The following is a 25,491-nucleotide window of genomic DNA, read 5'->3' as shown; positions in this document are numbered from 1 at the left end:
GGGCGAGGAGCCGTACTACACGGCATCCCCCGGCAGGGATCAGCGGGGGACAAGACGTGCCGCACCTGGAGGGTCGTCCGTTGTTCAGCATCACCGTCCGCGATCACATCATGATCGCCCACAGCTTCCGCGGCGAGGTCTTCGGACCCGCGCAGCGCCTGCACGGAGCGACGTTCCTGGTGGACGCCACGTTCCGGCGCGAGCAGCTGGACGACGACAACATCGTCGTCGACATCGGACTCGCCACACAGGAACTCGGCGCGGTAGTCAGCGAGCTGAACTACCGGAACCTCGACAACGAGCCCGACTTCGCCGGGGTCAACACCTCCACGGAGTTCCTGGCCAAGGTCATTGCGGACCGGCTCGCCGAGCGGATCCACAAGGGCGCGCTCGGCGAGGGCGCCAAGGGTCTGGCGGGGCTCACCGTCTCGCTGCACGAGTCGCACGTCGCCTGGGCGAGTTACGAGCGTGCCCTGTGACCGACACGACGATGGAGCGGGCCGCCACGCTCGACTATGTGCCCGTGCAGCACTCCGCTCTCAAGAACGCGGAGATCATCCCCATGTCCCTGCGCTCCGTGCACTTCGTCCTGCCGGGCGGTGTGGACGACCCGACCGCCCCCAGCGGGGGCAACGCCTACGACCGGCGCGTGAGTCTGGACCTGGCCGGCTTCGGCTGGCAGGTGCACCAGCACGCCGTGCCCGGCGACTGGCCCCGCCCGGCAGCCGCGGCCCGTACGCAACTCGCGCAGACGCTGCGGGACCTGCCGGACGGCGCGGTCGTCCTGCTGGACGGGCTGGTCGCCTGCGGTGTCCCGGAGGTCGTCGTTCCCGAGGCGGAACGGCTGCGTCTGGCCGTCCTCGTCCACCTCCCGCTCGGCGACGAGACCGGGCTGGACCCGGCGGTGGCGGCGGAGCTGGACGCCAAGGAACGCGCCGTGCTGCGGGCCGTCCCCGCCGTCATCGCGACCAGCGACTGGGCCGTGCGCCGCCTCGTCTCCCATCACGGTCTCGCCCCCGACCGGGTCCATGTCGCCGCCCCCGGCGCCGACATCGCGCCGCTCGCCTCCGGCACCGACGGCGTGTCCCGGCTGCTGTGCGTCGCCGCGGTGACCCCGCGCAAGGGCCAGCACCGGCTGGTGGAGGCGCTGGCCGCGGTGACCGATCTGCCGTGGAGCTGCGTCTGCGTCGGCGGACTCACCCAGGATCCGCAGTACGTCGCCGGGCTCAGGGTGCTGATCCGCAAGTACGGCCTCCAGGACCGCCTGCACCTCGCGGGCCCGCAGTCCGGCGCCGCACTCGACGCCAGCTACAACGCCGCCGACCTCATGGTCCTCACCTCGTACGCCGAGACGTACGGAATGGCGGTCACCGAGGCCCTGGCGCGCGGCATCCCCGTGCTGGCCACGGACGTCGGCGGCCTCCCCGAGGCGGTCGGCCGCGCCCCCGACGGCGGCGTGCCCGGCATCCTCGTCCCGCCGGAGGACCCCGCCGCCCTCGCCTCGGAGCTGCGCTGCTGGTTCGGCGAGGCGGACGTACGACGCCGGCTGAAGTCCGCCGCCAGGGGCCGTCGGTCCGCCCTGGGCGGCTGGGCGGCAACGGCCCGCAGCCTGGCCGGAGTACTGGGCCGGCTGCCGAGCGAACCCAGGAGGGCGGCATGAGGAAGACGGCAATGACACAACAGGCGGGGAAGATCCCGACGCAGCTCGGCCCCGACGAGGCCGTCGAGTCGAGGAGTTCCGTGGTTGCCGGTCCTGGAGGAGCGTCCGTGCAAGCTGCCGTAGCCGGACCCGGGGAAGTCCCCGGCGAGGCCGAACACGTCATCCCCGGCGCCGGCCCCACCCTGCGCCCCGGCGAGCGGCCCACGGTGCGGCTGCGGAACGCCGGGCCCGACGATCCGCCGCGCTACGCCCCCGAGTGGCTGGAGCTGCGGGAGGGCGCCGACGCCGCCGCGCGGGCGGTCGAGTTGCTCGATCCGCTGCGGATCCGGCTCGCGAACCTGCCGGGGAAGGCCGGCATCGTCGTCCACGACCTGGGCTGCGGCACCGGCTCGATGGGCCGCTGGCTGGCCCCTCGTCTGGACGGCGCCCAGCACTGGATCCTGCACGACCGCGACCCCTACCTCCTGCACTTCGCCGCCGTGTCCGCCCCGCGTTCCAGCGCCGACGGCAGCCGCGTCTCGACCGAGACCCGCCGCGGTGACGTCGGCCGGCTCACCCCGGACGCCCTGGCCGGCGCGTCCCTGGTGACGGCATCCGCGCTGCTCGACGTCCTCACCCGCGAGGAGATCGACACTCTCGCCGCCGCCTGCACCGGAGCGGGCTGTCCGGCCCTGCTGACGCTCTCCGTGGCCGGCCGCGTCGACCTCACCCCGTCCCACCCGCTCGACGCGGAGATCGCCGAGGCGTTCAACGCCCACCAGCGCCAGGGCGGCCTGCTCGGCCCGGACGCGGTCACCGCTGCGTGCGAGGCGTTCTCCGAACGCGGCGCGACGGTACGGCTGAACCCGAGCCCCTGGCGCCTTGGCCCCACCGAGTCCGCGCTGACCGCCCAGTGGCTGCGCGGCTGGGTCGGCGCGGCCGTCGAACAGCGCCCGGAACTGCGGGAACGCGCCGACCGGTATCTCAGCGAGCGCCTCGCGGCCTGCGCGGCGGGCGAGTTGCGGGTCGTGGTCCACCACACCGACCTGCTGGCGCTGTCCCGGCCGACGGGCGGGGCGTCATGAGCGTGGAGACGGTACGGACCTGGGGCGGCCTGCCCGGCGTGGAGCCGCGCGAGCGGCACACCGACCTGGCCGTGGCGCCCGCCCGGCCCGGCGGCAAGACGGTGGCCCCCACCGGTGCGGCCGTCTCCGAGGACCGTATCGGCGTGATCGTGCCGGCACCCCGGGCCGGCGCCGCCCGCTCCTCCTTCTCCCGCTCCTTCTTCGCCCGCTTCAACTCCCGTGCCGTCCGGACCCACTTCGGGACCGTCGCGGGCGTGGCCATCCTCGCCGTCCTCCTCTGGCGCCTGGGCACCGGCGTCTTCCTGGACGGCCTGCGCCGCATCGACGGTCCGACGCTGCTCGTGGCACTCGGCATCGGCCTCGTCACCACCGTCTTCAGCGCCTGGCGCTGGCAGTTGGTGGCCCGGGGCCTGCGCATCCGGCTCCCGCTCGGCCCGGCCGTCGCCGACTACTACCGTGCGCTGTTCCTGAACGCGGCCCTGCCCGGCGGCGTCCTCGGTGATGTGCACCGGGCGGTACGGCACGGGCAGAGCGCCGGTGACCTCGGCCGCGGCGTCCGCTCGGTCGTCATCGAACGGGCCGCGGGGCAGATCGTCCTGGCTCTCGTCGGCGTCACCGTACTGCTGACCATGCCGTCCCCGGTGCTGGCCGACGCCCGGCACTTCGCGCCCCTGGCCGCGTTCGCCGCACTCGGCGCGCTCGCCGTCGTCGTCGCCCTCCGCATGAACCGGGCCCCCTCCCGCCGCGGACGGGCCCTGCGGGCAAGCCTCGGCGAGGCGCGCGAGGGACTGCTGTCACGCCGCAACCTGCCCGGCGTCGCCCTCTCCTCCACCGTCGTCCTCGCGGGCCACCTCGGGATGTTCGTCGTCGCCGCCCGCGTCGCCGGCTCGGCCGCCTCCGCCGCCGTACTGCTGCCCCTCGCGGTCCTCGCCCTGCTCGCCATGAGCCTCCCGCTGAACGTCGGCGGCTGGGGCCCCCGCGAGGGCGTCACCGCCTGGGCGTTCGGCGCCGCGGGACTGGGCGCGAGCAGCGGCCTGGCGGTCGCGGTGGTGTACGGGGTGCTGAGCTTCGTGGCGAGCCTGCCGGGCGTCATCGTCCTCGTCGTCCGCTGGTACGCCGGCCTGCGCGCCGGGGCGGGGGAGGAGACCGGCGAGACCGGCGCCGGGACCGTCGTGACGGACCCGGAAACCCGTCGTACGCCCACGCGTTACTCGGTGGGCCCGCTGCCGGTCAGCATCGAGAAATACGGGCCGAAGGATTCCGCCAGACTCGCCAGGAGCGCCTTCCCCTTTTCCGCGGAGCCCAGCGAGGGGCGGCCGATGACACCCGAATCGGTATAGCCGGACATACCGAGGGTGAGGAGATGCCGACGGTCGTCCGCGACGAAATCGGAGGTCTCATAGCCGGGCCGCACACATTCGGGATGAGCGTGCAGAAGAATGGAGGTCTCTATTTCCCCCGCATGCATGTCGGTGAGCAGCGAGGTGGCCACCTGCGCCCGCTCCCGCGCCGTCTCCCAGTCCTCCTCGGCCGGGAAGAGCGCCATCCGCTCACCGCGGGCGGAGGATTCCTGAACGACGTTGCCCAGTACGTAGTTCCCGCCGTGCCCGTTGACCACCACCAGGGTGTCGACGCCGGACCGGCGCAGCGAAGCCGCTATGTCCCGTACCACCGCGTGAAGGGTGACGGAGGAGATGCTGACGGTTCCCGGCCAGGCAGCGTGCTCGTGCGAGCAGGAGATCGTCACCGGTGGGAGCAGGTGCACCGGGTACGCGGCGGCGATCTCCCGGGCGACGGCGCAGGCGACCAGCGTGTCGGTCGCCAGCGGCAGGTACGCACCGTGCTGCTCGAAGCTCCCGACCGGAAGGACGGCGACCTGCGTTGAGACGTCCGCCCCCCGCGTCCGTACGTCTTCCGTAGTGTCCGCCGGCACCAGACCGTACGCAGCCGACCGTATATGCGAACCACTCATCTTTTCACGGCCTTTCGTCTCTGCTTAGGAACCAGATCATGACAGAAAAAATTGGCGTGCTCGGCAAGAAGTCGCCACAGCGCACCGGTGTGGAACGCGTGGTGAATGCCCCGTTGCCCACCGTGTACGGGAAATTCCAGGCGGTCGGCTACCTCGATCACGACCGCGGTGACGAACAAGTGGCCCTGGTCTACGGTGAGATCGGCACGGACGACGTTCTGACCCGGCTGCATTCCGAGTGCCTGACCGGTGACGCCTTCGGTTCCCAGCACTGCGAGTGCGGCGACCAGCTCGCCTCCGCGCTGCGCGCGGTCGTCGCCGAGGGCAGCGGCGTCGTCGTCTACCTCAGAGGGCATGAGGGCCGGGGCATCGGCCTGCTCGGCAAGCTGCGGGCGATGGCGCTGCAGGCGGAGGGCCTGGACACCGTCGAGGCGAACCTGGCGCTCGGTCTGCCGGTGGACGCCCGCGACTACGGGGTCGCCGCCGGGATCCTGCACGACCTGGACGTGAAGTCGGTCCGTCTGATGTCGAACAACCCGCGCAAGCGCGAGGCGTTGGTGCGGCACGGCATCGAGGTCGCCGAGACGGTGCCGCTGCTGATACCGCCGTGCGAGAACAACATCACCTATCTGCGGACGAAGCGGGAGCGGCTGGACCATCATCTGCCCCATCTGGACGCGGTGGCGCACCTGTCCTGATTCCCGGGCGGCGCGCGGGGACAGGAAGAGGGAATGACCGACGACGTCCTCTTCCTCTCCGGGCGGCAGGTGGCACGCCTCCTCGACGCCGACACGGCGATCGCCTCGCAGCGCGCGGCCTTCACCGCGCTCGGCACGGGAGGCGTCGACCTCCCCGGGAAGATCATGCATCCCAGCCGCTTCGACGACAGTGTCGTCTTCGCGTACGTCTCCCGGCTGTCGGCGGACACCGGGGCGGTCGCGAAGGTCGGCAGCGTCAACCCGGGCAACGCGGCGGCCGGGCTGCCGACCGTGCACGCCGTCGTCACCGTGCTCGACCCGGTGACGGGCCGCCTCACCGCCGTCATGGACGGCATGGCGGTGACGACCCTGCGCACGGCCGCGGCGAGCGCCGTCGCCGTCGACGCCCTGGCCGGTCCCGACGCCGCCGACCTGACGATCCTCGGCTCGGGCACCCAGGCCCTCGCCCACGCCCGGGCGATCGCCCGGGTGCGGGACCTGAAGTCCGTACGGCTGTGGAGCCCGACCCCGCGGCATCGCGCCCGCGCCGCCGAGGCCCTGGCCGCCGAACTGGGCCTGCCCGTCGAGCCGGCCGACAGCGCCGAGGCGGCCGTGCGCGGGGCGTCGCTGGTCGTGGCCTGCACGCTCAGCACCACACCCGTGGTGCGCGGCCAGTGGCTGGATGCCGGGTGCACGGTCGTCAGCGTGGGGTCGTTCGAGCCCACCCGCCGTGAGGTGGACAGGGAGGTCGTACGACGATCCGCGGCCGTCGTCGTCGACGACCCGAAGACCGCGGCCGAGCACGCCGGACCGGTCGTGGACGCTGTGCGGGAGGGGCTGCTGACCCCTGAGGACCTCGTCCCGCTGGGCGAGGTGCTCACCGGGCGCCGCGCGGCACGGACCTCGCCCGAGGACGTCGTGTACTACAACAGCGTCGGCCTCGGTGTGCAGGACGCGGCGGCCGCCTGGGCCGTCGTCGAGGCGGCGAAGGCCGAGGCAGCGAAGGGGGAACACGGGTGACCATGCGCGCGGGTGTCGTCGTGATCGGCGGCGGGGTGATGGGCACCAGCATCGCCTGCCACCTGGCCCGGGCGGGCGTACGGGACGTCGTGCTCGTCGAGCGGGACGAACTCGCCTCCGGGTCCACCTCGAAGGCGGCGGGCGGGGTGCGGGCGCAGTTCTCCGACGAACTCAACATCCAGCTCGGGGCGCGCAGCCTGGAGGCGTTCGCCCGCTTCGAGGAGGACACCGGGTACGACATCGGGCTGCACCGGGTCGGCTATCTGTTCCTGCTGTCGAGGCCCGAGGACGTCGCCTCCTTCGAGGCGGGCGTACGACTGCAGAACTCCCTCGGCGTGCCCAGCCGCATGATTGACCCGGCAGCGGCCCGGCGGCTCTCCCCGCTGATCAGTACCGACGGCCTGCTCGCGGCGGCCTTCTCGCCCGACGACGGCCACTGCACGCCCGAGGCGGTCGTCCACGGCTACGCGGCCGCCGCCCGCCGCCACGGCGCTACGATCCTGCGGCACTGCGAACTCACCGGCATCGAACTCCACGGCGACGACATCACGGCCGTCATGACGAGCCGGGGCCGGATCGCCACCGACACGGTGATCTGCGCGGCCGGCGCCTGGTCGCGGGCGGTCGGCGCGATGGCCGGCGTGGACCTGCCGGTCGAGCCGCTGCGCCGCCAGATCGCGGTCACCGAACCGGTCGACGGACTGCCGCCCGGCCTCCCCATGACCATCGACTTCACCACCAGCCTCTACTTCCACACCGAGGGCCCCGGCCTCCTCGTCGGCATGTCCGACCCCGACGAGCGGCCCGGCTTCGCCACCGACACCCACGACCGCTGGATCCCCCGCCTGGGCGCGGCCATGGAACAGCGCGCCCCCGCCCTCCTCGACCTGCGCCGCACCGGCGGCTGGGCGGGCCTGTACGAGCTCACGCCGGACCACAACGCCCTGATCGGCGAGGCGACTTCAGTATCACGTTTTCTGTATGCAACCGGCTTCTCCGGCCACGGTTTCCTCCAGGGACCCGCCGTCGGCGAGGTCGTCCGAGACCTGTATCTGGGCCGCGTACCCTTCGTGGACGTCAGCCCGCTGAGCGTCGGCCGGTTCGCGTCCGACGCCCTTCGCCCGGAGGCCAACCGCGTATGACCGAGCTCCACCTGTGGCTGCGCCACGAGGTCCGCACCACCGAGCGGCGCACCCCGATCGTGCCGTCCGACGCGCGCCGGCTCGTCGACAGCGGGGTGTCGCTGACCGTCGAGGAGTCCCCGCAGCGGATCTTCCCCGTGGAGGAGTACGAGGCGGTCGGCTGCCGGATCGCGCCCGCGGGCTCATGGCTGTCGGCGCCCGCCGACGCCGTCGTCCTCGGCCTGAAGGAACTCCCGGACGGGCCCTCTGACCTGACCCACCGGCACATCTTCTTCGGGCACGCCTACAAGCGGCAGCCCGGAGCGGCCGACCTGCTCCGGCGGTTCGTGCGCGGGGGAGGGACACTGCTCGACCTCGAATACCTCGTGGACGACCACGGCCGCCGCCTCGCCGCCTTCGGATTCTGGGCGGGGTACCTGGGGGCCGCCCTGGCCGTCCTCCAGCACCGGGGCAGGCTCCTCGCGCCGTTGACACCCACCGACAAGGACGCGCTGGACGAGACGCTGCGCCCGGTGGCCGGGGACGAGGAGTTCACCGCCCTGGTCGTCGGGGCGCTCGGCCGCAGCGGGCGGGGCGCACGTGTCGCCTTCCGCGAGGCCGGCGTCGATCCCACCTGCTGGGACCTCGAGGAGACCCGCGACCTGGACCGGGGAGCCCTGCTGGCCCACGACGTCATGGTGAACGCCGTCCTCGCCACCACCCCCGTCCCGCCCTTCCTCCGCGAGGAGGACCTCGACGCTCCGGCCCGCCGCCTGCGCACCCTGTGCGACGTCACCTGCGACGTGGGCTCGCCCCTGAACGTCCTGCCGGTCTACGACCGCACCACCGACTGGACGGACCCGGCCCGCAGGCTGCGCAAGGAACCGCCGCTGGACCTGATCGCCATCGACAACCTGCCGTCGCTGCTGCCGAAGGAGTCCAGCACCGACTTCTCGGCCGCCCTGCTGCCCCAGCTCCTCGACCTCGGCGTCGGCGGGCCGTGGGGGCGCTGTCTGGACCGGTTCCATCAGGCCTGCCGTGAACTCGGCATCGTAGAAGGGCAGTCGCGTGATGTCTGAGGTGGTTCCCGCGAGCGGCACCGTCCACTGGATCGGCGCCGGACTGTCCACCGGCAGCGGTCTGGCCGTGCTGTGCGAGGCGGCCGAGCGGGTACGGCTGTGGCACCGCACCGAGGAACGCGCCGCCGAGGCCCTCGACGGGCTCGGCCTCGCCTCCCGCGCCGAGCCGCGCGCGTACACGCCGGACGCGCTCGCGGCCGACCTCGCGCCCGGGGACGTGGTGGTGTCGATGCTGCCCGCTCCCGAACACGCCGCACTGCTGGCCCTGTGCGTCCGCGAGCGGGCGCACTTCGCCTGCTCCAGCTATGTGTCCGACGCGGTGCTGGAGCAGGTACCCGCGGCCGCGCGGGCCGGGGTCGTCGTCCTCACCGAGGCCGGACTCGACCCGGGCATCGACCACCTCTTCGCGCACAGCCTCGTCGCCCGCGCCAGGGAGGCCGTCGGCGACGGTACGCCGGCCTCGTACAGCCTCACCTCCTACTGCGGCGGCGTCCCCGCCGTCCCGAACGACTTCCGGTACCGCTTCAGCTGGGCCCCCGCGGGTGTCCTGAACGCCCTGCGCGCGCCCGCCCGTTACCTCGAGGACGGCGCCGAGACCACCGCCGACCGGCCCTGGGAGGCGACCCGGCGGCACGTCGTCGACGGCGAGACCTTCGAGGTCTACCCCAACCGGGACAGCCTCCCCTTCGTCGAGCAGTACGGACTGCCGACGGCCTGGAAGCCGCGCACCTTCGTCCGCGGCACCCTGCGTCTGGACGGCTGGCTGCGTGCCTGGGACGGCGTCTTCGCGGAGCTGCGGACCGGCGACGACGCCCGGATCGCCGCCCTGGCCCAGGAGTTGGCCGCGAAGTACCCGACCACGGACGCCGACCGCGACCGGGTCGTCCTCGCCGTCTCGCTGGAGGTGCACGGCGGGGCCGGCGGGGACTGGTCGGGCGGCTACCTCCTGGACCTGGTGGGTGACGAGCAAGAGAGCGCGATGGCCCGCTGTGTCTCCCGCCCCCTCGCGCTCGGTGTCCGGCACATCCTGGACGGCTCCCTGCCGCCGGGCCTCAGCCGCGCCGCCGAGACCGGGGCCCGCTCCCAGGAGTGGCTGGCCGAACTCGCCCGGGAGGGCGTCCACTTCACCCTCCGGGTCGATCAGTAGTCGGGCGCGGCACGTGCGCGACCGATCCGGGCCCGGTTCCTACTCGGCGACCGCCTCGTGCACCAGCCGCTTCAGATCCGGGAAGATCGTGTGCGAGCTCTTCGGCCGCACCTGCGTCATGAACTGCACCGTCAGGTCCCGGCTCGGGTCCACCCAGAACGTCGTGGTCGCGACGCCGCTCCAGCCGTACGTTCCGAGCCCCGAGGGTGCCTGCGTGCGGGCCGGGTCGATGACGACGGAGACGCCGAGGCCGAAGCCGACGCCGTCGTTGCCGGGTTCGTCGTGGGCGGGGTGGCTGCCGAAGGAGCGCAGGTCGGCGCCGCCCGGGAGGTGGTTCGACGTCATCAGGTCCACCGTCCCGGGAGCGAGGAGGCGGGTGCCGTCGAGTTCGCCGCGGCGGCGCAGCAGTTCCATGAAGCGGTGGATGTCGTGGGCGGAGGCCACCATGCCGCCGCTGCCCGACAGGAAGCGTGGGCGGCCGTGCAGCGGGAGGCCGGGGATCGGCTCGATGCCGCCGTCGGCTTCGCCGTACAACTCGGAGAGTCTGGGCGCCTGGTCCTCGGTGACGCGGAAACCGGCGTCGGTCATCCCGAGCGGGCCGAAGATCCGCTCGGCGAAGAACGTGTCCAGCGACTGCCCCGACGCCACCTCGATGATCCGGCCCAGCACGTTGGAGGCGACCGAGTAGTTCCACTGCGCGCCCGGTTCGAACTGCAGCGGCAGGCTCGCGTACACCTCGGTCGTTCGGGCCAGGTTCGAGCCCGGCACCACCGACGACTCCAGACCGGCCTCGCGGTAGAGGGCGTCGACGGGGTGCGCGTGGTAGAAGGCGAAGGTCAGGCCCGAGGTGTGGGTCATCAGATGCCGCACTCGTATCGGACCGTCGGCCGGGCGGGTCACGGTGTCGGCGCCGGAACCGCTGACGTACACCCGCGGCTCCGCGAAGGACGGAACGAACCGTTCGACCGGGTCGTCCAGCGACAGCCGACCCTCCTCCACCAGGATCAGCGCGGCGACCGCGGTGACCGGTTTGGTCATGGAGTAGATCCGCCACAGGGTGTCCGGCTCGACGGGAAGCCCGGCCGCGATGTCCCGGCGGCCGTGCGTCGTGAGGTGGGCGACGCGTCCGCCGCGGGAGACGGCCACGAGGTAGCCGGGCATGCGGCCCTCGTCGACGTAGTGGGCGAAGTGCTGGTCGAGGCGGTCCAGCGCCTTGGCGTCCAGCCCGACCTCACCCGGGTCCACCTCTTGTCGCAGCAGTGCCATCGTTCTCCTCCGTCGCGTTCGTCGAGGTGGTCCGGCAAATACCCCGCCGTGACGACCTCAGACATCATCGTCGCGCAGGAACGGCCCTACGGTCCCCCGCATCAGCATGATCGTCGATCGCTGTGAGGGAACGCACCAAGCAGCATCCCGCAGGCCGTCGCACCGGCCACGGCCACGACGGGACACACGGAATACACGGCTCGGTCCGCCGGGTTGATCCGGGCATGACTCAGGACGCGCTGCTGCACCTGCTCTCCGAAAGCCACGGCGGGGTCCTGGTGACCCTCAAGCGTGACGGGCGGCCCCAGCTGTCGAACGTCAGCCACGCCTACTACCCGGACGAGCGGATCATCCGGGTCTCGATCACCGACGACCGCGCCAAGACCCGTAATCTGCGCCGCGATCCGAGGGCGTCGTACCACGTGACCAGCGCCGACCGGTGGGCGTACACGGTCGCCGAGGGCACGGCCGACCTCACGCCCGTGGCGAAGGACCCGTACGACGAGACGGTGGAGGAGCTCATCCGCCTCTACCGTGACGTCCTGGGTGAGCACCCCGACTGGGAGGACTACCGCGCCGCGATGGTCCGCGACCGCCGGCTGGTGCTGCGGCTGAAGGTGGACCGGGCGTACGGGGTTCCCGAGAGGAGTTCTCAGGGGTGATCAGGGGATGAGTGGCGGGGGCGGTTGTTCTTGAGCGCGCAGGGGGCGGCCGCCGTTCCCCTCACGTCCCACCCCGCGGCAGGGCGGGCGACCGGCATTACTCCGCGCGCACCGGCCGCCCCTGAAACCGGCCGGTGCGCGCGGAGGTTCTCCCCCTCGGGGTCAGGGATGTCGCAGCGCGCGCAGAGGTGTTCTTTTCTGCTTGGTTCGGCCGATGTTCTTGCCCAGGACGTCATCTGTCAACGGGGCGCATGGGAGCACGCCCGGCACACGACATGCCCCCGGAACCCGTCGCGGCTCCGGGGGCACACGGGAAACGGCGGGATCAGGCGGTCGCCTTCTCCGGCTGCCGCGCCCCCTGGGGCGACCGCTCGCCGAGCTGCTCCGTCGGGACCTTGTGGGTCTCGCGGGCCGTGAGGGCGGCGACGACCGGCGGGACGCACAGGGCGGCGGTGAACAGGGCCACCGCCGACCAGTCGTCGCCGTCCGGGCCCGCGATCTGCGCGGCGAAGGTGACCGCGAAACCGGCCACGGCGAAGCCGATCTGGGTGCCGATCGCCATGCCGGACAGCCGGACGCGGGTGGAGAACATCTCGCCGTAGAAGGAGGGCCAGACACCGTTCGCGGCGCTGTAGACAACACCGAAGGTGACGATGCCGAGGATCAGGGTCAGCGCGTAGGAGCCCGTGGAGATGGCCCACAGGTACAGGAACATCATGACCGCGCTGCCGACGGCTCCCACCAGGAAGACCGGGCGGCGGCCGATGCGGTCGGACAGGGTGGCCCACAGCGGGATCGCGGCGAGCGCGACGAGGTTGGCGAGCGCGCCCACCCACAGCATGGAGGACCGGCTCATGCCGACCGCGTCGCTGGTTGCGTACGACAGCGCCCACACCGTGAAGATCGTGCTGACCGAGGCGATGAGGGCGGCGGCGACGACCCGCAGGACGTCCGCCCAGTGCTCGCGCAGCAGGATCGCCAGCGGCATCCTGACGACGCCCTCCTTGGCGGTCTGCTGGGCGAAGGCCGGGGTCTCGTCCAGCTTGCGGCGGATGACGAAGCCGACGACGGCGACCGCGACGCTCATCCAGAACGGCACCCGCCAGCCCCAGGACATCAGCTGGTCGTCGGGCAGCGCGGCGACGGGGATGAAGACCAGCGTGGCGAGCAGCTGGCCGCCCTGGGTGCCGCTGAGGGTGAAGCTGGTGAAGAAGCCGCGCCGCTCGGGCGGCGCGTGTTCCAGCGTCATGGAGTTGGCGCTGGCCTGCTCGCCGGCCGCCGAGATGCCCTGCAGGACACGGCACAGCACGAGCAGGACGGGGGCGAGGGTGCCGACCTGGTCGCGGGTGGGCAGACAGCCGATGAGGAACGTCGACACGCCCATCAGGATCAGCGTGAAGACCATGATCTTCTTGCGGCCGAGCTTGTCGCCGAAGTGCCCGAGGAAGAGCGCGCCGACCGGGCGGGCCGCGTACGCGACGCCGAACGTGGCCAGCGACAGCAGGGTCGCGGTGGCCGGGTCGGACTCGTCGAAGAAGACCTCGGGGAAGATCAGCGCGGCCGCGCTGCCGTAGATGAAGAAGTCGTAGTACTCCAGGGCGCTGCCGATCCAGGCCGCAGTGGCGGCTTTTTTCGGCTGGCCTGGGGGCGCGGCGACGGGGACGGACACGGCGTGCTCCTTCGGGGGAACCCCACCATAGGCGGAGTGAGCGGAGGGGAGAGGGGCCGGATCTTCGGATAATTAACCCACTGGATAGTTAGTGGCGGTGGGTGGGATGTTGCGCCGACGTTTCCCGCGTGTCAAGAGGCCGTACCGAAGGATCTTCCTGTTCAGGAGCTTCCCGGTCCGCCCTCAGTCCGTCGCACGCTCCGCCGTCAGGTAGGCGATCACCATGTCGCCGAGCATCGCGCGGTAGTGCTCGCGCTGGGCGGGATCGATCAGGTCGCGGCCGAACAGGGCGCCGAAGGTGTGCCGGTTGGCGACCCGGAAGAAGCAGAACGCGCTGATCATCGCGTGCAGGTCGACGGCGTCCACGTCGGCCGTGAACAGCCCCGACTTCTGCCCCTGTTCCAGGATCCGGCGGATCACGTCGAGCGCCGGCGAGCTGATCTTGCCGAGCTTCTCGGAGGCGGCGATGTGCACGGCCTCGTGGATGTTCTCGATGCTCACCAGGCGGATGAAGTCGGGGTGCTGCTCGTGGTGGTCGAAGGTGACCTCCGCCAGGCGCCGGATGGCGGCGACCGGGTCCAGGTGTTCGACGTCGAGCCCCTGCTCGGCCTCGCGGATCACGGCGTACGCCCGCTCGAGCACGGCCGTGAACAGCTGTTCCTTGCCGCCGAAGTAGTAGTAGATCATCCGCTTGGTGGTGCGGGTGCGGGCCGCGATCTCGTCCACGCGGGCCCCGGCGAAGCCTGCCCGGGCGAACTCCTGGGTCGCCACGTCGAGAATCTCGGCCTGGGTGCGGACGGCGTCACGGATGCGCCCGTTGGGTCGTGCCGGTTCTTCGACGCTGGTCATCGGGTTCCTTCGGCTTACGGGTCTGTGCCGCAGATTGTAGAAGGAGGGGTGCCGCGCAGGACCTCGGTCATCGTCCGAGGGCTTCCCGTGGACCGGTGAGGCTGATATAGCTAACGTACTAGTTCGTACATTGTGACCGCTCAGGAGGTCCCGCGTGGTGCCCAAGGACTCGTATCTCGTCGGTCTGATCGGTTCCGGTATCGGGCCCTCGCTCAGTCCCGCGTTGCACGAGCGGGAGGCCGACCGTCAGGGTCTGCGCTATGTGTACCGGCTCATCGACATCGACACCCTCGGGGTCCCGCCCGAGGCGGTGGGCGACCTGGTCCGGGCGGCCCGGGAGCTGGGCTTCGACGGGCTCAACATCACGCACCCCTGCAAGCAGCAGGTCATCCGGCACCTGGACGCCCTCGCCCCGCAGGCCGAGGCGCTGGGCGCGGTCAACACCGTTGTCTTCGAGGAGGACGGCCGGGCCGTCGGCCACAACACCGACGTCACCGGCTTCGCCGCCTCCTTCGCGCGCGGTCTGCCCGACGCACCGCTGGAGCGGGTCGTGCAGCTGGGCGCGGGCGGTGCGGGCGCGGCCGTCGCGCACGCCATGCTCACCCTCGGCGCCGAGCGGGTCACGGTCGTGGACGCGATGCCCGAGCGGGCGGCCGCTCTCGCCGACTCCCTGAACCGACACTTCGGCGAGGGGCGGGCACTCGCCGCCACTCCCGGCCGGCTGGCGGAGCTGCTCGCCCGGGCCGACGGCCTGGTCCACGCCACCCCCACCGGAATGGCCGCCCACCCCGGCCTGCCCTTCCCCGCCGCACTCCTGCACCCCGGCCTGTGGGTGGCCGAGGTGGTATACCGCCCCCTGGAGACCGAACTGCTGGGCACCGCCCGCGCGCTCGGCTGCGCCACGCTCGACGGCGGCGGCATGGCCGTCTTCCAGGCCGCGGACGCGTTCCGCCTGTTCACCGGCCGGGAACCCGACAGCGCGCGGATGCTCGCGGACATCGCGGAGCTGGCCGGCGCCGTACCGGCACCGAAGTAGTACCGGGCGTCTCGACAGACAGAGGTACCGACATGCGTACGTCCATCGCCACCGTCTCCCTCAGCGGATCCCTCACCGAGAAGCTCACGGCCGCCTCCCGGGCCGGCTTCGACGGCGTCGAGATCTTCGAGAACGACCTGCTCGCGAGCCCTCTCACCCCGGAGGAGATCCGCACCCGCTGCGCCGACCTCGGTCTCACCATCGACCTCTACCAGCCGATGCGGGACATCGAGGCCGTGCCCGAGGACGAGTTCGCCCGCAACCTGCGCCGCGCCCGGCACAAGTTCGAGCTGATGGACAGGCTCGGCGCCGACACCGTCCTCGTCTGCTCCAGCGTCTCCCCGCTCGCGGTCGACGACGACGCCCTCGCCGCCGCACAGCTGGGCCGACTGGCCGACCTGGCGCAGGACTTCGGCATCCGGGTCGCCTACGAGGCGCTCGCGTGGGGACGGCACGTCAGCACCTACGACCACGCCTGGCACATCGTGGAGACCGCCGGCCACCCGGCGCTCGGCACCTGCCTGGACAGCTTCCACATCCTCTCCCGGGGTTCGGACCCCAAGGGCATCGAGGACATCTCCGGCGAGAAGATCTTCTTCCTCCAGCTGGCCGACGCCCCGCTGCTCGCGATGGACGTCCTGCAATGGAGCCGCCACTACCGCTGCTTCCCGGGGCAGGGCGGCTTCGACGTCGCCGGACTCGTCCGCAGTGTTCTGCATACGGGATACGACGGTCCGCTCTCCCTCGAGATCTTCAACGACGTCTTCCGCCAGGCCGAGGCCGGTCCCACGGCCGTGGACGCCCGGCGTTCCCTCCTCGTCCTCCAGGAGACGGTCGGTATCGCCGCACCGCCCGCCTCGGTCGCCCCGACGGGCATCGCCTTCGCCGAACTCGTGACACCCGACGCCGAACCGCTCTCGGCGGTGCTCGGCGCGCTGGGCTTCGCCCGCACCGCACGGCACCGCAGCAAGCCCGTCGACCTGTGGCAGCAGGGCGAGGCCCGACTCCTGGTCAACACCGGGACGGCCGTACGCCGTGACGGCACCGGGCTCGCCGCGATCGGGCTGGAGTCACCGGACCCGACGGCCGCCGCCCGTCGCGCCGAGGCCCTGCTGGCCCCGGTGCTGCCCCGCCGCCGCGCCCCGGAGGACGCCCAGCTGGACGCGGTGCTCGCCCCCGACGGCACGGAGCTGTTCTTCTGCGCGACGGACCGCCCCGAACTCCCCAACTGGCGGGCCGACTTCGAGGACATCGCGCAGGCGCCGGCACCCGGACACGCGGCCCGCATCGACCACCTCGCGCTCACCCAGCCCTGGCACCACTTCGACGAGGCGGCCCTCTTCCACCGCAGCGTGCTCGGCCTGCACGCGCAGGAGAGCGTCGACGTCGCCGACCCCTACGGGCTGATGCGCAGCCGCGCCGTCACCACCGACGACGGCAGCGTCCGGATCGCCCTCACCGTCGGCGCGGCCCCCACCGACGACACGGTCCACGCCCAGCACATCGCCCTGGCCACCGACGACGTCGTCGCCGCGGCCCGCCGCTTCGCCGAGGCCGGCGGCCGGCTGCTGCCGATCCCCGCCAACTACTACGACGACCTGGCGGCCCGGTACGAGTTCGCCGACGGCGAGCTGGAGACGTACCGCGAACTCGGCATCCTCTACGACCGCGACGCACACGGCGAGTTCCGCCACTGCTACACGCCCACCATCGGCCGCGTCTTCTTCGAGCTGGTCCAGCGTGACGGCGGCTACCGCGGCTACGGCGCCCAGAACGCCCCCGTCCGCCTGGCCGCCCAGCACGCGGTGCGGCGGCTCACTGGCGGCTGACGGTCCGGGTCACGCCGGCGAAGACCGTCGTGGCCAGGATCCAGCCGGCGATCACCAGGGCGTACGACAGCGTCTGGTACCCGCCCTCCGGTGCGAAGGCGCCTTCCTGACCGAAGGAGATCACCGGCAGCAGCAGGTCGAGCGTGTAGAACACCGGGTTGAAGTCGGGGGCCTCGGACGGCTTGAGCGGGCGCGGGTGGTGCAGCGCGTACGCGACCGAGCCGATCGCGAGCAGCGACAGCAGCCACCCGAAGGCGCGCAGCGGGCGGAAACCGTAGCCGACGGCGGCGTCCTGGACATGGCCCCACACACGGCCGTACCAGGGGAGCGTGGTGCGGTGCCGGCGCTGCTTGGCGAGCTGGACGAGCCGGGCGGCGTGGTCGTCGCCGATGCGCAGGTAGGCGGCGGTCAGCTGCTCGTAGGCGTGCGGGACGTAGCCGTCGCCATCGCGCTCCAGCATCGGCAGACGGCGAGCGGCGGGCTCGTGCGGGGTGAGCGAGGTGTAGACAAGGCTGTTGAGCAGCACCCTGTCGGGCACCATCTCCGGCTCCAGGAACAGGACTTCGACATGGGCGCGGCGCAGGTTGAGGAAGCCGTCAGGAGGAGGCCCCTTCCGCAGCCAGAGCTCCCCGATGGTGCAGCTGGTGGCGCGCAGTGCCGCGTCCCCGGGGTTCGACAGACGTGCGTACGACAGGTCGAGGCGGCCGGTGACACGAACGCCGCGCAGGCCGATCCAGCCGCGTACGTGGGTGTTCCGCAGCAGGAAGTCGCCCTCGACGGTGAGAGTCTGGGCGTCGAGGGCGACGTGGCCGGGGCAGCTGAGGCGCGCGCCCCTGAGATCGACCGATCCGTTGACGGTGGCGCCGTTGAGCCGTACCTCGCCGTGTGCGCGCAGCTCCGGTGCCCGCAGACCGTCCTCTATCAATGTCTGGTTGAGCTTGAGTACCGGCTCCGAGGTGTCCTGCGTGGTGAGTTCGGCGTGATCCAGGACCAGGGCGCCGGATATGTGGGCCCCGCTCAGTTGCACCCGCCCTCGCACCCGGCAGTCCGCCATCTGCACCACGCCGTCGACCCGCGCGCTGCCGAGGTCGAGGGCGGGCAGCACGGAGCCGCGCAGGCTGAGCCTGCGCAGCTGGCTGCCGTACAGGTCGGGCGGGCCGGTGAAGTGACAGTGGGCCAGGCGGACCGGATGGTCGACGACGGCGTGGGTGAGGTCGAGCGCGCCGGTGATCAGTGCGCCGATGACCCTGAGGGCGGCGATCTCGCCGTCCTCCTGGGGCGCGCTGACCAGCAGCGCCCTGAGCACCGAGGCGCGCAGTGTCCGTTCCGGTCCCCAGTCGGCGCCCGCCGCCGGGTCCTCGCCCTCCGCCGTACGAAAGTCCACGGCCTCGCCCCGGGGGAAGGCACGCCACACCCGCAGTTCGGCCGGCGTCAAGTTGTCGATCTCCATCAGCCGCGACTCTGACGTGCCGCTCCCCGGGTGTCAACTCGCCCCCGTGGTCGGCGGTTCCGGACGCGGTCATGCTCACCACCCGCGTCCGGAACGTGCTGCAGTGCGGGTCCCGCCTCGGCCTACGGCCTGGTGTTCCACTCCGCGATCACCGGTCGACCGTGTTCTGTGGACAGTCGACTGAATGTTGCCGTCGCCAGTTGGAACAGTCGACCGTCCGCGGGATCCAGTCCCAGCCGGCGTGCCGTCAGCACGCGCAGGAAGTGGGCGTGCGCCACGAGGATGACGTCGCCGTCGGGCAGGGCGGTGTCCACGCGGGCGAGCACCCGGTCGGCACGCAGTCCCACCTCGGCGGGCGACTCGCCGGGATGCCCGTCCGGGCCGGGCGGCACGCCGTCGGTCCACAGATACCAGTCGGGCCGGGTGCGGTGGATGTCCACGGTGGTGACGCCCTCGTAGCCGCCGTAGTCCCACTCGTGCAGGTCGGGGTCGGACACGACCCCGGTGAGGCCCGCCAGTTCGGCGGTGCGTATCGCGCGGCCGAACGGGCTGGACAGGGCGAGAACGAAGGTCCGCGACGAGAGGAGCGGAGCGAGCAACTTGGCCTGTTCCTCGCCGTGCTGGGTGAGGGGCAGGTCGGTCCAGCTGGTGTGCTGGCCCGACACGCTCCACTCCGTCTCACCGTGACGGACCAGAAGAAGATCCCCCACGGCCGGACTACTCCTTCGCCGACTCGACGGCGTGGCCGCCGAACTGGTTGCGCAGCGCCGCGACCATCTTCATCTGCGGAGAGTCGTCCTGGCGGGACGCGAACCGGGCGAACAACGACGCCGTGATCGCCGGCAGCGGCACCGCGTTGTCGATGGCGGCCTCGACGGTCCAGCGGCCCTCGCCGGAGTCCTCCGCGTACCCGCGCAGCTTGTGCAGGTGCTCGTCCTCGTCGAGGGCGTTGACGGCCAGGTCGAGCAGCCAGGAGCGGATGACGGTGCCCTCCTGCCAGGAGCGGAAGACCTCGCGCACGTCGGTGACCGAGTCCACCGCCTCCAGGAGCTCCCAGCCCTCGGCGTACGCCTGCATCATGGCGTACTCGATACCGTTGTGGACCATCTTGGAGAAGTGCCCGGCGCCGACCTTGCCCGCGTGGACGAATCCGGACGGCCCTTCCGGCTTGAGGGCGTCGAAGATCGGCCGCAGCCGGTCGACGTGCTCCTTGTCGCCGCCGACCATCAGGGCGTAGCCGTTCTTCAGGCCCCACACCCCGCCGGATACGCCCGCGTCGACGAAGCCGATGCCCTTGGCGCCGAGTTCGGCGGCGTGCTGCTCGTCGTCGGTCCAGCGGGAGTTGCCGCCGTCGACGACCGTGTCGCCGGGGGAGAGGAGGTCGCCGAGCTCGTCGACGACGGACTGGGTGGGAGCGCCGGCCGGGACCATCACCCACACCGTGCGCGGGGCTTCGAGCTTGTCGACCAGTTCGGCCAGGCCGCTCACGTCGGAGAGTTCGGGGTTGCGGTCGTAACCGATGACGGTGTGGCCGGCGCGGCGGATCCGCTCGCGCATGTTGCCGCCCATCTTGCCGAGGCCGATGAGGCCCAACTGCATCGTTGCCATGTCAGCGCACTTCCTTCAGTTCACGATAGGTGGCCACGAGGGCGGCGGTGGAGGGGTCGAGACCGGGCACGTCGGCGCCTTCGGTGAGGGCGGGCTCGACGCGCTTGGCGAGGACCTTGCCGAGCTCGACGCCCCACTGGTCGAAGGAGTCGATGTTCCAGATCGCGCCCTGGACGAACACCTTGTGCTCGTAGAGGGCGATCAGCTGGCCGAGGACGGACGGCGTGAGTTCCTTCGCCAGGATCGTGGTCGTGGGGTGGTTGCCCTTGAACGTGCGGTGCGCGACCTGGTGTTCGGCCACGCCCTCCGCGCGTACCTCTTCCGCGGTCTTGCCGAAGGCGAGCGCCTGGCCCTGCGCGAACAGGTTGGCCATCAACAGGTCGTGCTGCGCCTTGAGTTCGTCGCTCAGCTCGCCCACCGGGCGGGCGAAGCCGATCAGGTCGGCCGGGATGAGCTTGGTGCCCTGGTGGATCAACTGGTAGTAGGCGTGCTGCCCGTTGGTGCCGGGCGTGCCCCACACCACGGGGCCGGTCTGCCACTCCACCGGGTTGCCGTCACGGTCCACCGACTTGCCGTTGGACTCCATGTCGAGCTGCTGCAGGTACGCGGTGAACTTCGACAGATAGTGGCTGTACGGCAGGACCGCGTGCGACTGGGCGCCGAAGAAGTTGCCGTACCAGACGCCCAACAGGCCCAGGATCAGCGGGGCGTTGTCCTCGGCGGGCTCGTTGCGGAAGTGCTCGTCGACGATCCGGAAACCGTCGAGCATCTCCAGGAAGTGGTCCGGGCCGATGGCGATCATCAGCGACAGGCCGATCGCCGAGTCGAACGAGTAACGGCCGCCGACCCAGTCCCAGAACTGGAACATGTTGTCCGGGTCGATGCCGAACTCGGTGACCTTCTCCGCGTTCGTCGACAGGGCGACGAAGTGCTTCGCGACGGCCTTGTCCTCGCCGAGGCCGCCGGGGCCGTGCAGCAGCCAGGAGCGGGCCGAGGTGGCGTTGGTGATGGTCTCGATGGTGGTGAACGTCTTGGACGCGACGATGAACAGGGTCTGAGCAGGGTCCAGGTCGCGGATGGCCTCGTGGAGGTCGGCGCCGTCCACGTTCGACACGAAGCGGAACGTCAGGTCCCGTGCGGTGTACGCCCGCAGGGCCTCGTACGCCATCGCCGGGCCCAGGTCCGAGCCGCCGATGCCGATGTTGACGACGTTCCTGATCCGCTTGCCGGTGTGGCCGGTCCACTCGCCGGAGCGCACCCGGTTGGCGAAGGAGGTCATCTGGTCGAGGACCGCGTGGACCTTGGGGACGACGTTCTCGCCGTCGACCTCGATCACCGCGTTCGCGGGCGCCCGCAGCGCGGTGTGCAGTACGGCGCGGTCCTCGGTGATGTTGATCCGCTCGCCGTCGACCATGGCGTCGCGCAGCCCGAACACGTCGGTGGCGGCGGCGAGTTCCTGGAGCAGGGCGAGGGTCTCGTCGGTGATCAGGTGCTTGGAGTAGTCGATGCGCAGGTCGCCGACGCGCACGACGTACCGCTCCGCGCGCCCGGGGTCCGTCGCGAACAGCTCACGCAGATGCGGGTGCCACTGGGCGCGGTGGTCCTCCAGGGCCGCCCACTGGGGTCGCCGGGTGAGGCTGGGGGAGCCGGCAGGGGAGCCGGTGGGGGAGTCAGACATGTGCGGGGATCTCCTCGGTGGCCTCGCCCCGCAGGGCGACGGCGTACATCTCGTCCGCGTCGAGGCGCCTGAGCTCCTCGGCGATGAGTTCGGAGGTGGTGCGGACCTTCAGCGCGAGGGTGCGCGAGGGCTGCCCCGGCAGGGACAGCGTGGCCAGCGGGCCCTCGGGGCGGTCGATGACGATCTCGCCGTTCTCGGTGCCCAGGCGCACGGCCGTGACGACCGGTCCGGCGGTGACGACCCGGTCGACCGTGACGCCGAGGCGGGCCTCCAGCCAGCGGGCCAGCAGCTCGGCCGCGGGGTTCTCCTCCTCGGCCTCCACGGCCGCCGAGATCACCTTCACGCGGGCCTGGTCCAGGGCCGCGGCCAGCATCGAACGCCACGGGGTGAGCCGTGTCCAGGCGAGGTCGGTGTCGCCGGGCGCGTAGGTACGGATGCGTGAGTCCAGCACCTGGAGCGGGTTCTCCACCGCGTACAGGTCGGTGATCCGGCGCTGGGCGAGCGCGCCCAGCGGGTCCTTCGCCGGGTTCTCCGGCGCGTCCACCGGCCACCACACGACGACCGGGGCGTCCGGCAGCAGCAGCGGCAGGACGACGGAGTCGGCGTGGTCGGACACCTCGCCGTACGTCCTGAGGATGACCGTCTCGCCGGTGCCCGCGTCGGCGCCGACCCGCACCTCGGCGTCGAGGTGGGAGTTGGTGCGGTCGCGCGGGGTGCGGGCGTGCCGCTTGATGACGACCAGGGTGCGCGAGGGGTGCTCGTGCGAGGCCTCCTCGGCCGCCTTGATCGCGTCGTAGGCGTTCTCCTCGTCCGTGACGATCACCATCGTCAGGACCATGCCCACGGCAGGGGTGCCGATGGCGCGGCGACCCTGCACCAACGCCTTGTTGATCTTGCTTGCCGTGGTGTCGGTCAGGTCGATCTTCATGGCCTGCGCCAGCTCCGTCCGTCTCGTGCGAGCATCTCGTCGGCTTCCTCGGGTCCCCAGCTGCCCGACGCGTACTGCGCCGGCCTGCCGTGGTTCGCCCAGTGCTCCTCGATCGGGTCGAGGATCTTCCAGGACTCTTCCACTTCCTGGTGACGGGGGAACAGGTTGGCGTCTCCCAGGAGGACATCCAGGATGAGCCGCTCGTACGCCTCCGGGCTGGACTCCGTGAACGACTCGCCGTACGCGAAGTCCATCGTCACGTCCCGGATCTCCATCGAGGTGCCCGGCACCTTCGACCCGAACCGGACCGTCATGCCCTCGTCGGGCTGGACGCGGATGACGATCGCGTTCTGGCCCAGCTCCTCGGTGGCCGTGGAGTCGAAGGGCGAGTGCGGGGCCCGCTGGAAGACCACCGCGATCTCGGTGACCCGGCGGCCCAGCCGCTTGCCGGTGCGCAGGTAGAAGGGGACGCCCGCCCAGCGGCGGTTGTCGACGTTCAGCTTGATCGCGGCGTAGGTGTCCGTCGTGGAGGACGGGTCGATACCGTCTTCGCCGAGGTAGCCGCGCACCCGCTCGCCGCCCTGCCAGGCCTCGGCGTACTGCCCGCGGACCGTGTGGGCGCCGATGTCCTCCGGCAGCTTCACGGCCTTGAGCGCCTTCAGCTTCTCCATGAGCAGCGACTCGGCGTCGAAGGCGGCCGGCTCCTCCATGGCGGTCAGCGCCATCAGCTGCAGGAGGTGGTTCTGGATGACGTCACGGGCGGCGCCGATGCCGTCGTAGTAGCCGGCCCGGCCGCCGATGCCGATGTCCTCGGCCATCGTGATCTGTACGTGGTCGACGTACGACCGGTTCCAGATCGGCTCGTACATCTGGTTGGCGAAGCGGAGCGCCAGGATGTTCTGGACGGTCTCCTTGCCGAGGTAGTGGTCGATGCGGAAGACCTGGTCCGGCTCGAACACGTCGTGCACGAGCGCGTTCAGCTCCCGCGCGCTCTTCAGGTCCCGCCCGAACGGCTTCTCGATGACCGCGCGCCGCCAGGAGCCCTCGGGGGCGTTCGCGAGGCCGTGCTTCTTCAGCTGGCGCACGACCTTCGGGAAGAACTTCGGCGGTACGGAGAGATAGAAGGCGTAGTTGCCGCTGGTCCCGCGCGAGGCGTCCAACTCGTCGACGGCGGAGCGCAGTTGCTTGAACGCCGTGTCGTCGTCGAAGTCGCCGGGAATGAACCGCATGCCCTCGGCGAGCTGCTGCCAGACCTCCTCGCGGAACGGGGTCCGGGCGTGCTCGCGCACCGAGTCGTGCACGACCTGCGCGAAGTCCTGGTCCTCCCAGTCGCGCCGGGCGAAGCCGACCAGCGAGAAGCCCGGCGGGAGCATGCCGCGGTTGGCCAGGTCGTAGACGGCCGGCATCAGCTTCTTGCGGGACAGGTCGCCGGTGACACCGAAGATGACGAGACCGGACGGGCCCGCGATCCGGGGCAGGCGGCGGTCCTGCGGGTGGCGCAGGGGGTTGGACCAGTCGGCCGCGGGGAGGACCGGGACGGTCACCTCCGGCTCGGCCGCCGGCGCCCGGGTCTCCTCCGCCGTCGTTTCGGGAAGCTCCTCGCTCATTCCCCGTCAACCCCCTTGCTGTTCAGAGACTTCGTCACGGCGTCCAGCAGGTCCTGCCAGGCCACCGCGAACTTGGCGACGCCCTCGTCCTCCAGCTGCTGCACGACCTCGTCGTAGGAGATCCCGAGCTTCTCCACGGCGGCCAGGTCGGCGCGGGCCTGCGCGTAGCCGCCGGTGACGGTGTCGCCGGTGATCCGGCCGTGGTCGGCGGTGGCGTTCAGCGTGGCCTCGGGCATCGTGTTGACCGTGCCCGGCGCGACCAGATCGTCGACGTACAGCGTGTCCTTGTATGCGGGATCCTTCACACCGGTCGACGCCCACAGCGGACGCTGCTTGTTGGCCTTGGCGCCGGCGAGAGCGGTCCAGCGCTCACCGGCGAAGACGCTCTCGTACGCCTCGTAGGCGAGCCGGGCGTTGGCCAGCGCCGCCTTCCCCTTCAGGGCGAGGGCCTCGTCCGTGCCGAGGACCGTCAGCCGCTTGTCGATCTCGGAGTCGACCCGGGAGACGAAGAAGGAGGCGACGGAGTGGATCCGGGACAGGTCCAGGCCCTTCGCCTGCGCCTTCTCCAGGCCGGCGAGGTAGGCGTCCATGACCTCGCGGTAGCGCTCCAGGGAGAAGATCAGCGTGACGTTGACGCTGATGCCGGCGCCGATCACCTCGGTGATGGCCGGCAGACCCGCCTTCGTCGCCGGGATCTTGATCATGACGTTCGGGCGGTTCACCAGCCAGGAGAGCTGCCTGGCCTCGGCGATGGTCGCCGTCGTGTCGTGGGCGAGCCGCGGGTCGACCTCGATGGAGACCCGGCCGTCGCGACCGCCGGTAGATGTGTATACAGAATCCAGAATATCGGCGGCTGCACGCACGTCGGCGGTCGTCATCATACGGACGGCCTCGTCCACCGTGACGCCCCGCACGGCGAGGTCGCCCAGCTGCTCCTCGTAGCCCTCTCCGGAGCCGATGGCGGCCTGGAAGATGGAGGGGTTGGTGGTGACGCCCACCACGTGCTTCGTCTCGACGAGTTCGGCGAGGTTGCCGGATTCGATCCGCCTGCGCGACAGGTCGTCCAGCCAGATGGAGACGCCCTCGTCGGACAGGCGCTTGAGTGGTTCCGCGGTCGCGGTTTCTTCGGTCACTGTGATCATCTTCTC

22 protein-coding genes and 1 pseudogene are annotated in these 25,491 nt (G+C 71.5%); 12 read left to right on the top strand and 11 right to left on the bottom strand.

Translation table 11 applies throughout. The features are described 5' to 3' along the window. Positions 1-80: 80 nt before the first annotated feature. Genes AC5P09_RS10995 through AC5P09_RS10980 form a run of 4 tightly spaced genes read left to right on the top strand, consistent with a single transcriptional unit; the run spans position 81 to position 4,064 of the window. Entirely contained in the window at positions 81-479 is a 399-nt protein-coding gene (locus AC5P09_RS10995) for a 6-pyruvoyl trahydropterin synthase family protein (protein WP_307678399.1), read from the top strand. Beyond that, entirely contained in the window at positions 476-1,660 is a 1,185-nt protein-coding gene (locus tag AC5P09_RS10990) for a glycosyltransferase family 4 protein (RefSeq protein WP_493873664.1), read from the top strand. The genes AC5P09_RS10995 and AC5P09_RS10990 overlap by 4 nt, the downstream gene beginning before the upstream one ends. Beyond that, positions 1,657-2,724, top strand: a complete 1,068-nt coding sequence (locus AC5P09_RS10985; protein ID WP_493873663.1) for a class I SAM-dependent methyltransferase — start codon at positions 1,657-1,659, stop codon at positions 2,722-2,724. The genes AC5P09_RS10990 and AC5P09_RS10985 overlap by 4 nt, the downstream gene beginning before the upstream one ends. Further along, positions 2,721-4,064, top strand: a complete 1,344-nt coding sequence (locus AC5P09_RS10980; protein ID WP_493873662.1) for a lysylphosphatidylglycerol synthase transmembrane domain-containing protein — start codon at positions 2,721-2,723, stop codon at positions 4,062-4,064. The genes AC5P09_RS10985 and AC5P09_RS10980 overlap by 4 nt, the downstream gene beginning before the upstream one ends. Here AC5P09_RS10980 and AC5P09_RS10975 read toward each other — a convergent pair. Further along, positions 3,953-4,696 (bottom strand): annotated as a pseudogene (locus AC5P09_RS10975) (creatininase family protein); the annotation flags it as partial. The gene AC5P09_RS10980 and the pseudogene AC5P09_RS10975 overlap by 112 nt on opposite strands. Positions 4,697-4,734: 38 nt before the next feature. Between AC5P09_RS10975 and ribA the strand changes: the two are divergent. Genes ribA through AC5P09_RS10950 form a run of 5 tightly spaced genes read left to right on the top strand, consistent with a single transcriptional unit; the run spans position 4,735 to position 9,761 of the window. Next, entirely contained in the window at positions 4,735-5,394 is a 660-nt protein-coding gene (gene ribA / locus AC5P09_RS10970; protein WP_493873661.1) for a GTP cyclohydrolase II, read from the top strand. Between the two features lie 33 nt (positions 5,395-5,427). Then, positions 5,428-6,414: an ornithine cyclodeaminase family protein gene (locus AC5P09_RS10965; RefSeq protein WP_493873660.1), complete on the top strand. Its 987-nt coding sequence runs from the start codon at positions 5,428-5,430 to the stop codon at positions 6,412-6,414. 2 nt (positions 6,415-6,416) lie between these two features. Continuing rightward, positions 6,417-7,556, top strand: coding sequence for an NAD(P)/FAD-dependent oxidoreductase (locus AC5P09_RS10960; protein WP_493873698.1), 1,140 nt, complete (start codon positions 6,417-6,419; stop codon positions 7,554-7,556). Next, positions 7,553-8,614 (top strand): saccharopine dehydrogenase, encoded by a 1,062-nt coding sequence (locus AC5P09_RS10955; protein ID WP_493873659.1) that lies wholly within the window; start codon positions 7,553-7,555, stop codon positions 8,612-8,614. Before AC5P09_RS10960 ends, AC5P09_RS10955 begins: the two co-directional genes overlap by 4 nt. Next, on the top strand, positions 8,607-9,761 hold the full coding sequence (locus AC5P09_RS10950; protein WP_493873658.1) for a saccharopine dehydrogenase family protein: 1,155 nt from the start codon (positions 8,607-8,609) through the stop codon (positions 9,759-9,761). Before AC5P09_RS10955 ends, AC5P09_RS10950 begins: the two co-directional genes overlap by 8 nt. 39 nt (positions 9,762-9,800) lie before the next feature. Here AC5P09_RS10950 and AC5P09_RS10945 read toward each other — a convergent pair whose 3' ends face one another. Next, the gene (locus AC5P09_RS10945) at positions 9,801-11,027 is read right to left on the bottom strand and encodes a serine hydrolase domain-containing protein (protein WP_493873657.1); all 1,227 of its coding nucleotides are present in this window, start codon (positions 11,025-11,027) and stop codon (positions 9,801-9,803) included. Positions 11,028-11,251: 224 nt separating this feature from the next. Between AC5P09_RS10945 and AC5P09_RS10940 the strand changes: the two genes are divergently transcribed. Further along, positions 11,252-11,689, top strand: coding sequence for a PPOX class F420-dependent oxidoreductase (locus AC5P09_RS10940; protein WP_493873656.1), 438 nt, complete (start codon positions 11,252-11,254; stop codon positions 11,687-11,689). A 325-nt stretch (positions 11,690-12,014) separates the two neighbouring features. Here AC5P09_RS10940 and AC5P09_RS10935 read toward each other — a convergent pair whose 3' ends face one another. Both AC5P09_RS10935 and AC5P09_RS10930 read right to left on the bottom strand, forming a co-directional pair. Further along, the gene (locus AC5P09_RS10935; protein WP_493873655.1) at positions 12,015-13,358 is read right to left on the bottom strand and encodes an MFS transporter; all 1,344 of its coding nucleotides are present in this window, start codon (positions 13,356-13,358) and stop codon (positions 12,015-12,017) included. Positions 13,359-13,541: 183 nt separating this feature from the next. Beyond that, positions 13,542-14,207, bottom strand: a complete 666-nt coding sequence (locus AC5P09_RS10930; protein WP_266450194.1) for a TetR/AcrR family transcriptional regulator — start codon at positions 14,205-14,207, stop codon at positions 13,542-13,544. A 157-nt stretch (positions 14,208-14,364) separates the two neighbouring features. Between AC5P09_RS10930 and AC5P09_RS10925 the strand changes: the two genes are divergently transcribed. Together AC5P09_RS10925 and AC5P09_RS10920 are read left to right on the top strand one after the other, a co-directional pair. Further along, on the top strand, positions 14,365-15,243 hold the full coding sequence (locus tag AC5P09_RS10925) for a shikimate dehydrogenase (protein ID WP_307680279.1): 879 nt from the start codon (positions 14,365-14,367) through the stop codon (positions 15,241-15,243). 32 nt (positions 15,244-15,275) lie between these two features. Further along, entirely contained in the window at positions 15,276-17,072 is a 1,797-nt protein-coding gene (locus tag AC5P09_RS10920; protein ID WP_493873654.1) for a bifunctional sugar phosphate isomerase/epimerase/4-hydroxyphenylpyruvate dioxygenase family protein, read from the top strand. Here AC5P09_RS10920 and AC5P09_RS10915 read toward each other — a convergent pair. The 7 genes from AC5P09_RS10915 to tal form a co-directional block, all read right to left on the bottom strand. Continuing rightward, positions 17,059-18,522 carry a membrane-associated oxidoreductase gene (locus tag AC5P09_RS10915; protein ID WP_493873653.1) on the bottom strand — a complete coding sequence of 488 codons (1,464 nt, stop codon included), beginning with the start codon at positions 18,520-18,522 and terminating at the stop codon, positions 17,059-17,061. The two genes, AC5P09_RS10920 and AC5P09_RS10915, sit on opposite strands and share 14 nt — an antisense overlap. 122 nt (positions 18,523-18,644) lie before the next feature. Further along, positions 18,645-19,232, bottom strand: a complete 588-nt coding sequence (locus AC5P09_RS10910) for a histidine phosphatase family protein (RefSeq protein WP_493873652.1) — start codon at positions 19,230-19,232, stop codon at positions 18,645-18,647. Positions 19,233-19,239: 7 nt separating this feature from the next. Beyond that, positions 19,240-20,121, bottom strand: coding sequence for a phosphogluconate dehydrogenase (NAD(+)-dependent, decarboxylating) (gene gnd / locus AC5P09_RS10905; protein ID WP_307680280.1), 882 nt, complete (start codon positions 20,119-20,121; stop codon positions 19,240-19,242). A gap of 10 nt (positions 20,122-20,131) precedes the next feature. Next, entirely contained in the window at positions 20,132-21,808 is a 1,677-nt protein-coding gene (pgi, locus tag AC5P09_RS10900) for a glucose-6-phosphate isomerase (protein ID WP_493873651.1), read from the bottom strand. After that, positions 21,801-22,736 carry a glucose-6-phosphate dehydrogenase assembly protein OpcA gene (gene opcA, locus AC5P09_RS10895; RefSeq protein WP_307678414.1) on the bottom strand — a complete coding sequence of 312 codons (936 nt, stop codon included), beginning with the start codon at positions 22,734-22,736 and terminating at the stop codon, positions 21,801-21,803. Before opcA ends, pgi begins: the two co-directional genes overlap by 8 nt. Beyond that, entirely contained in the window at positions 22,733-24,343 is a 1,611-nt protein-coding gene (gene zwf / locus AC5P09_RS10890) for a glucose-6-phosphate dehydrogenase (RefSeq protein WP_493873650.1), read from the bottom strand. Before zwf ends, opcA begins: the two co-directional genes overlap by 4 nt. Further along, positions 24,340-25,485, bottom strand: a complete 1,146-nt coding sequence (gene tal, locus AC5P09_RS10885) for a transaldolase (protein ID WP_493873649.1) — start codon at positions 25,483-25,485, stop codon at positions 24,340-24,342. The genes zwf and tal overlap by 4 nt, the downstream gene beginning before the upstream one ends. Between the last annotated feature and the right edge of the window lie 6 nt (positions 25,486-25,491).

The organism is Streptomyces sp. a15 (genome assembly GCF_059026085.1).
This window is presented reverse-complemented; position numbering and strand designations above follow the sequence as displayed.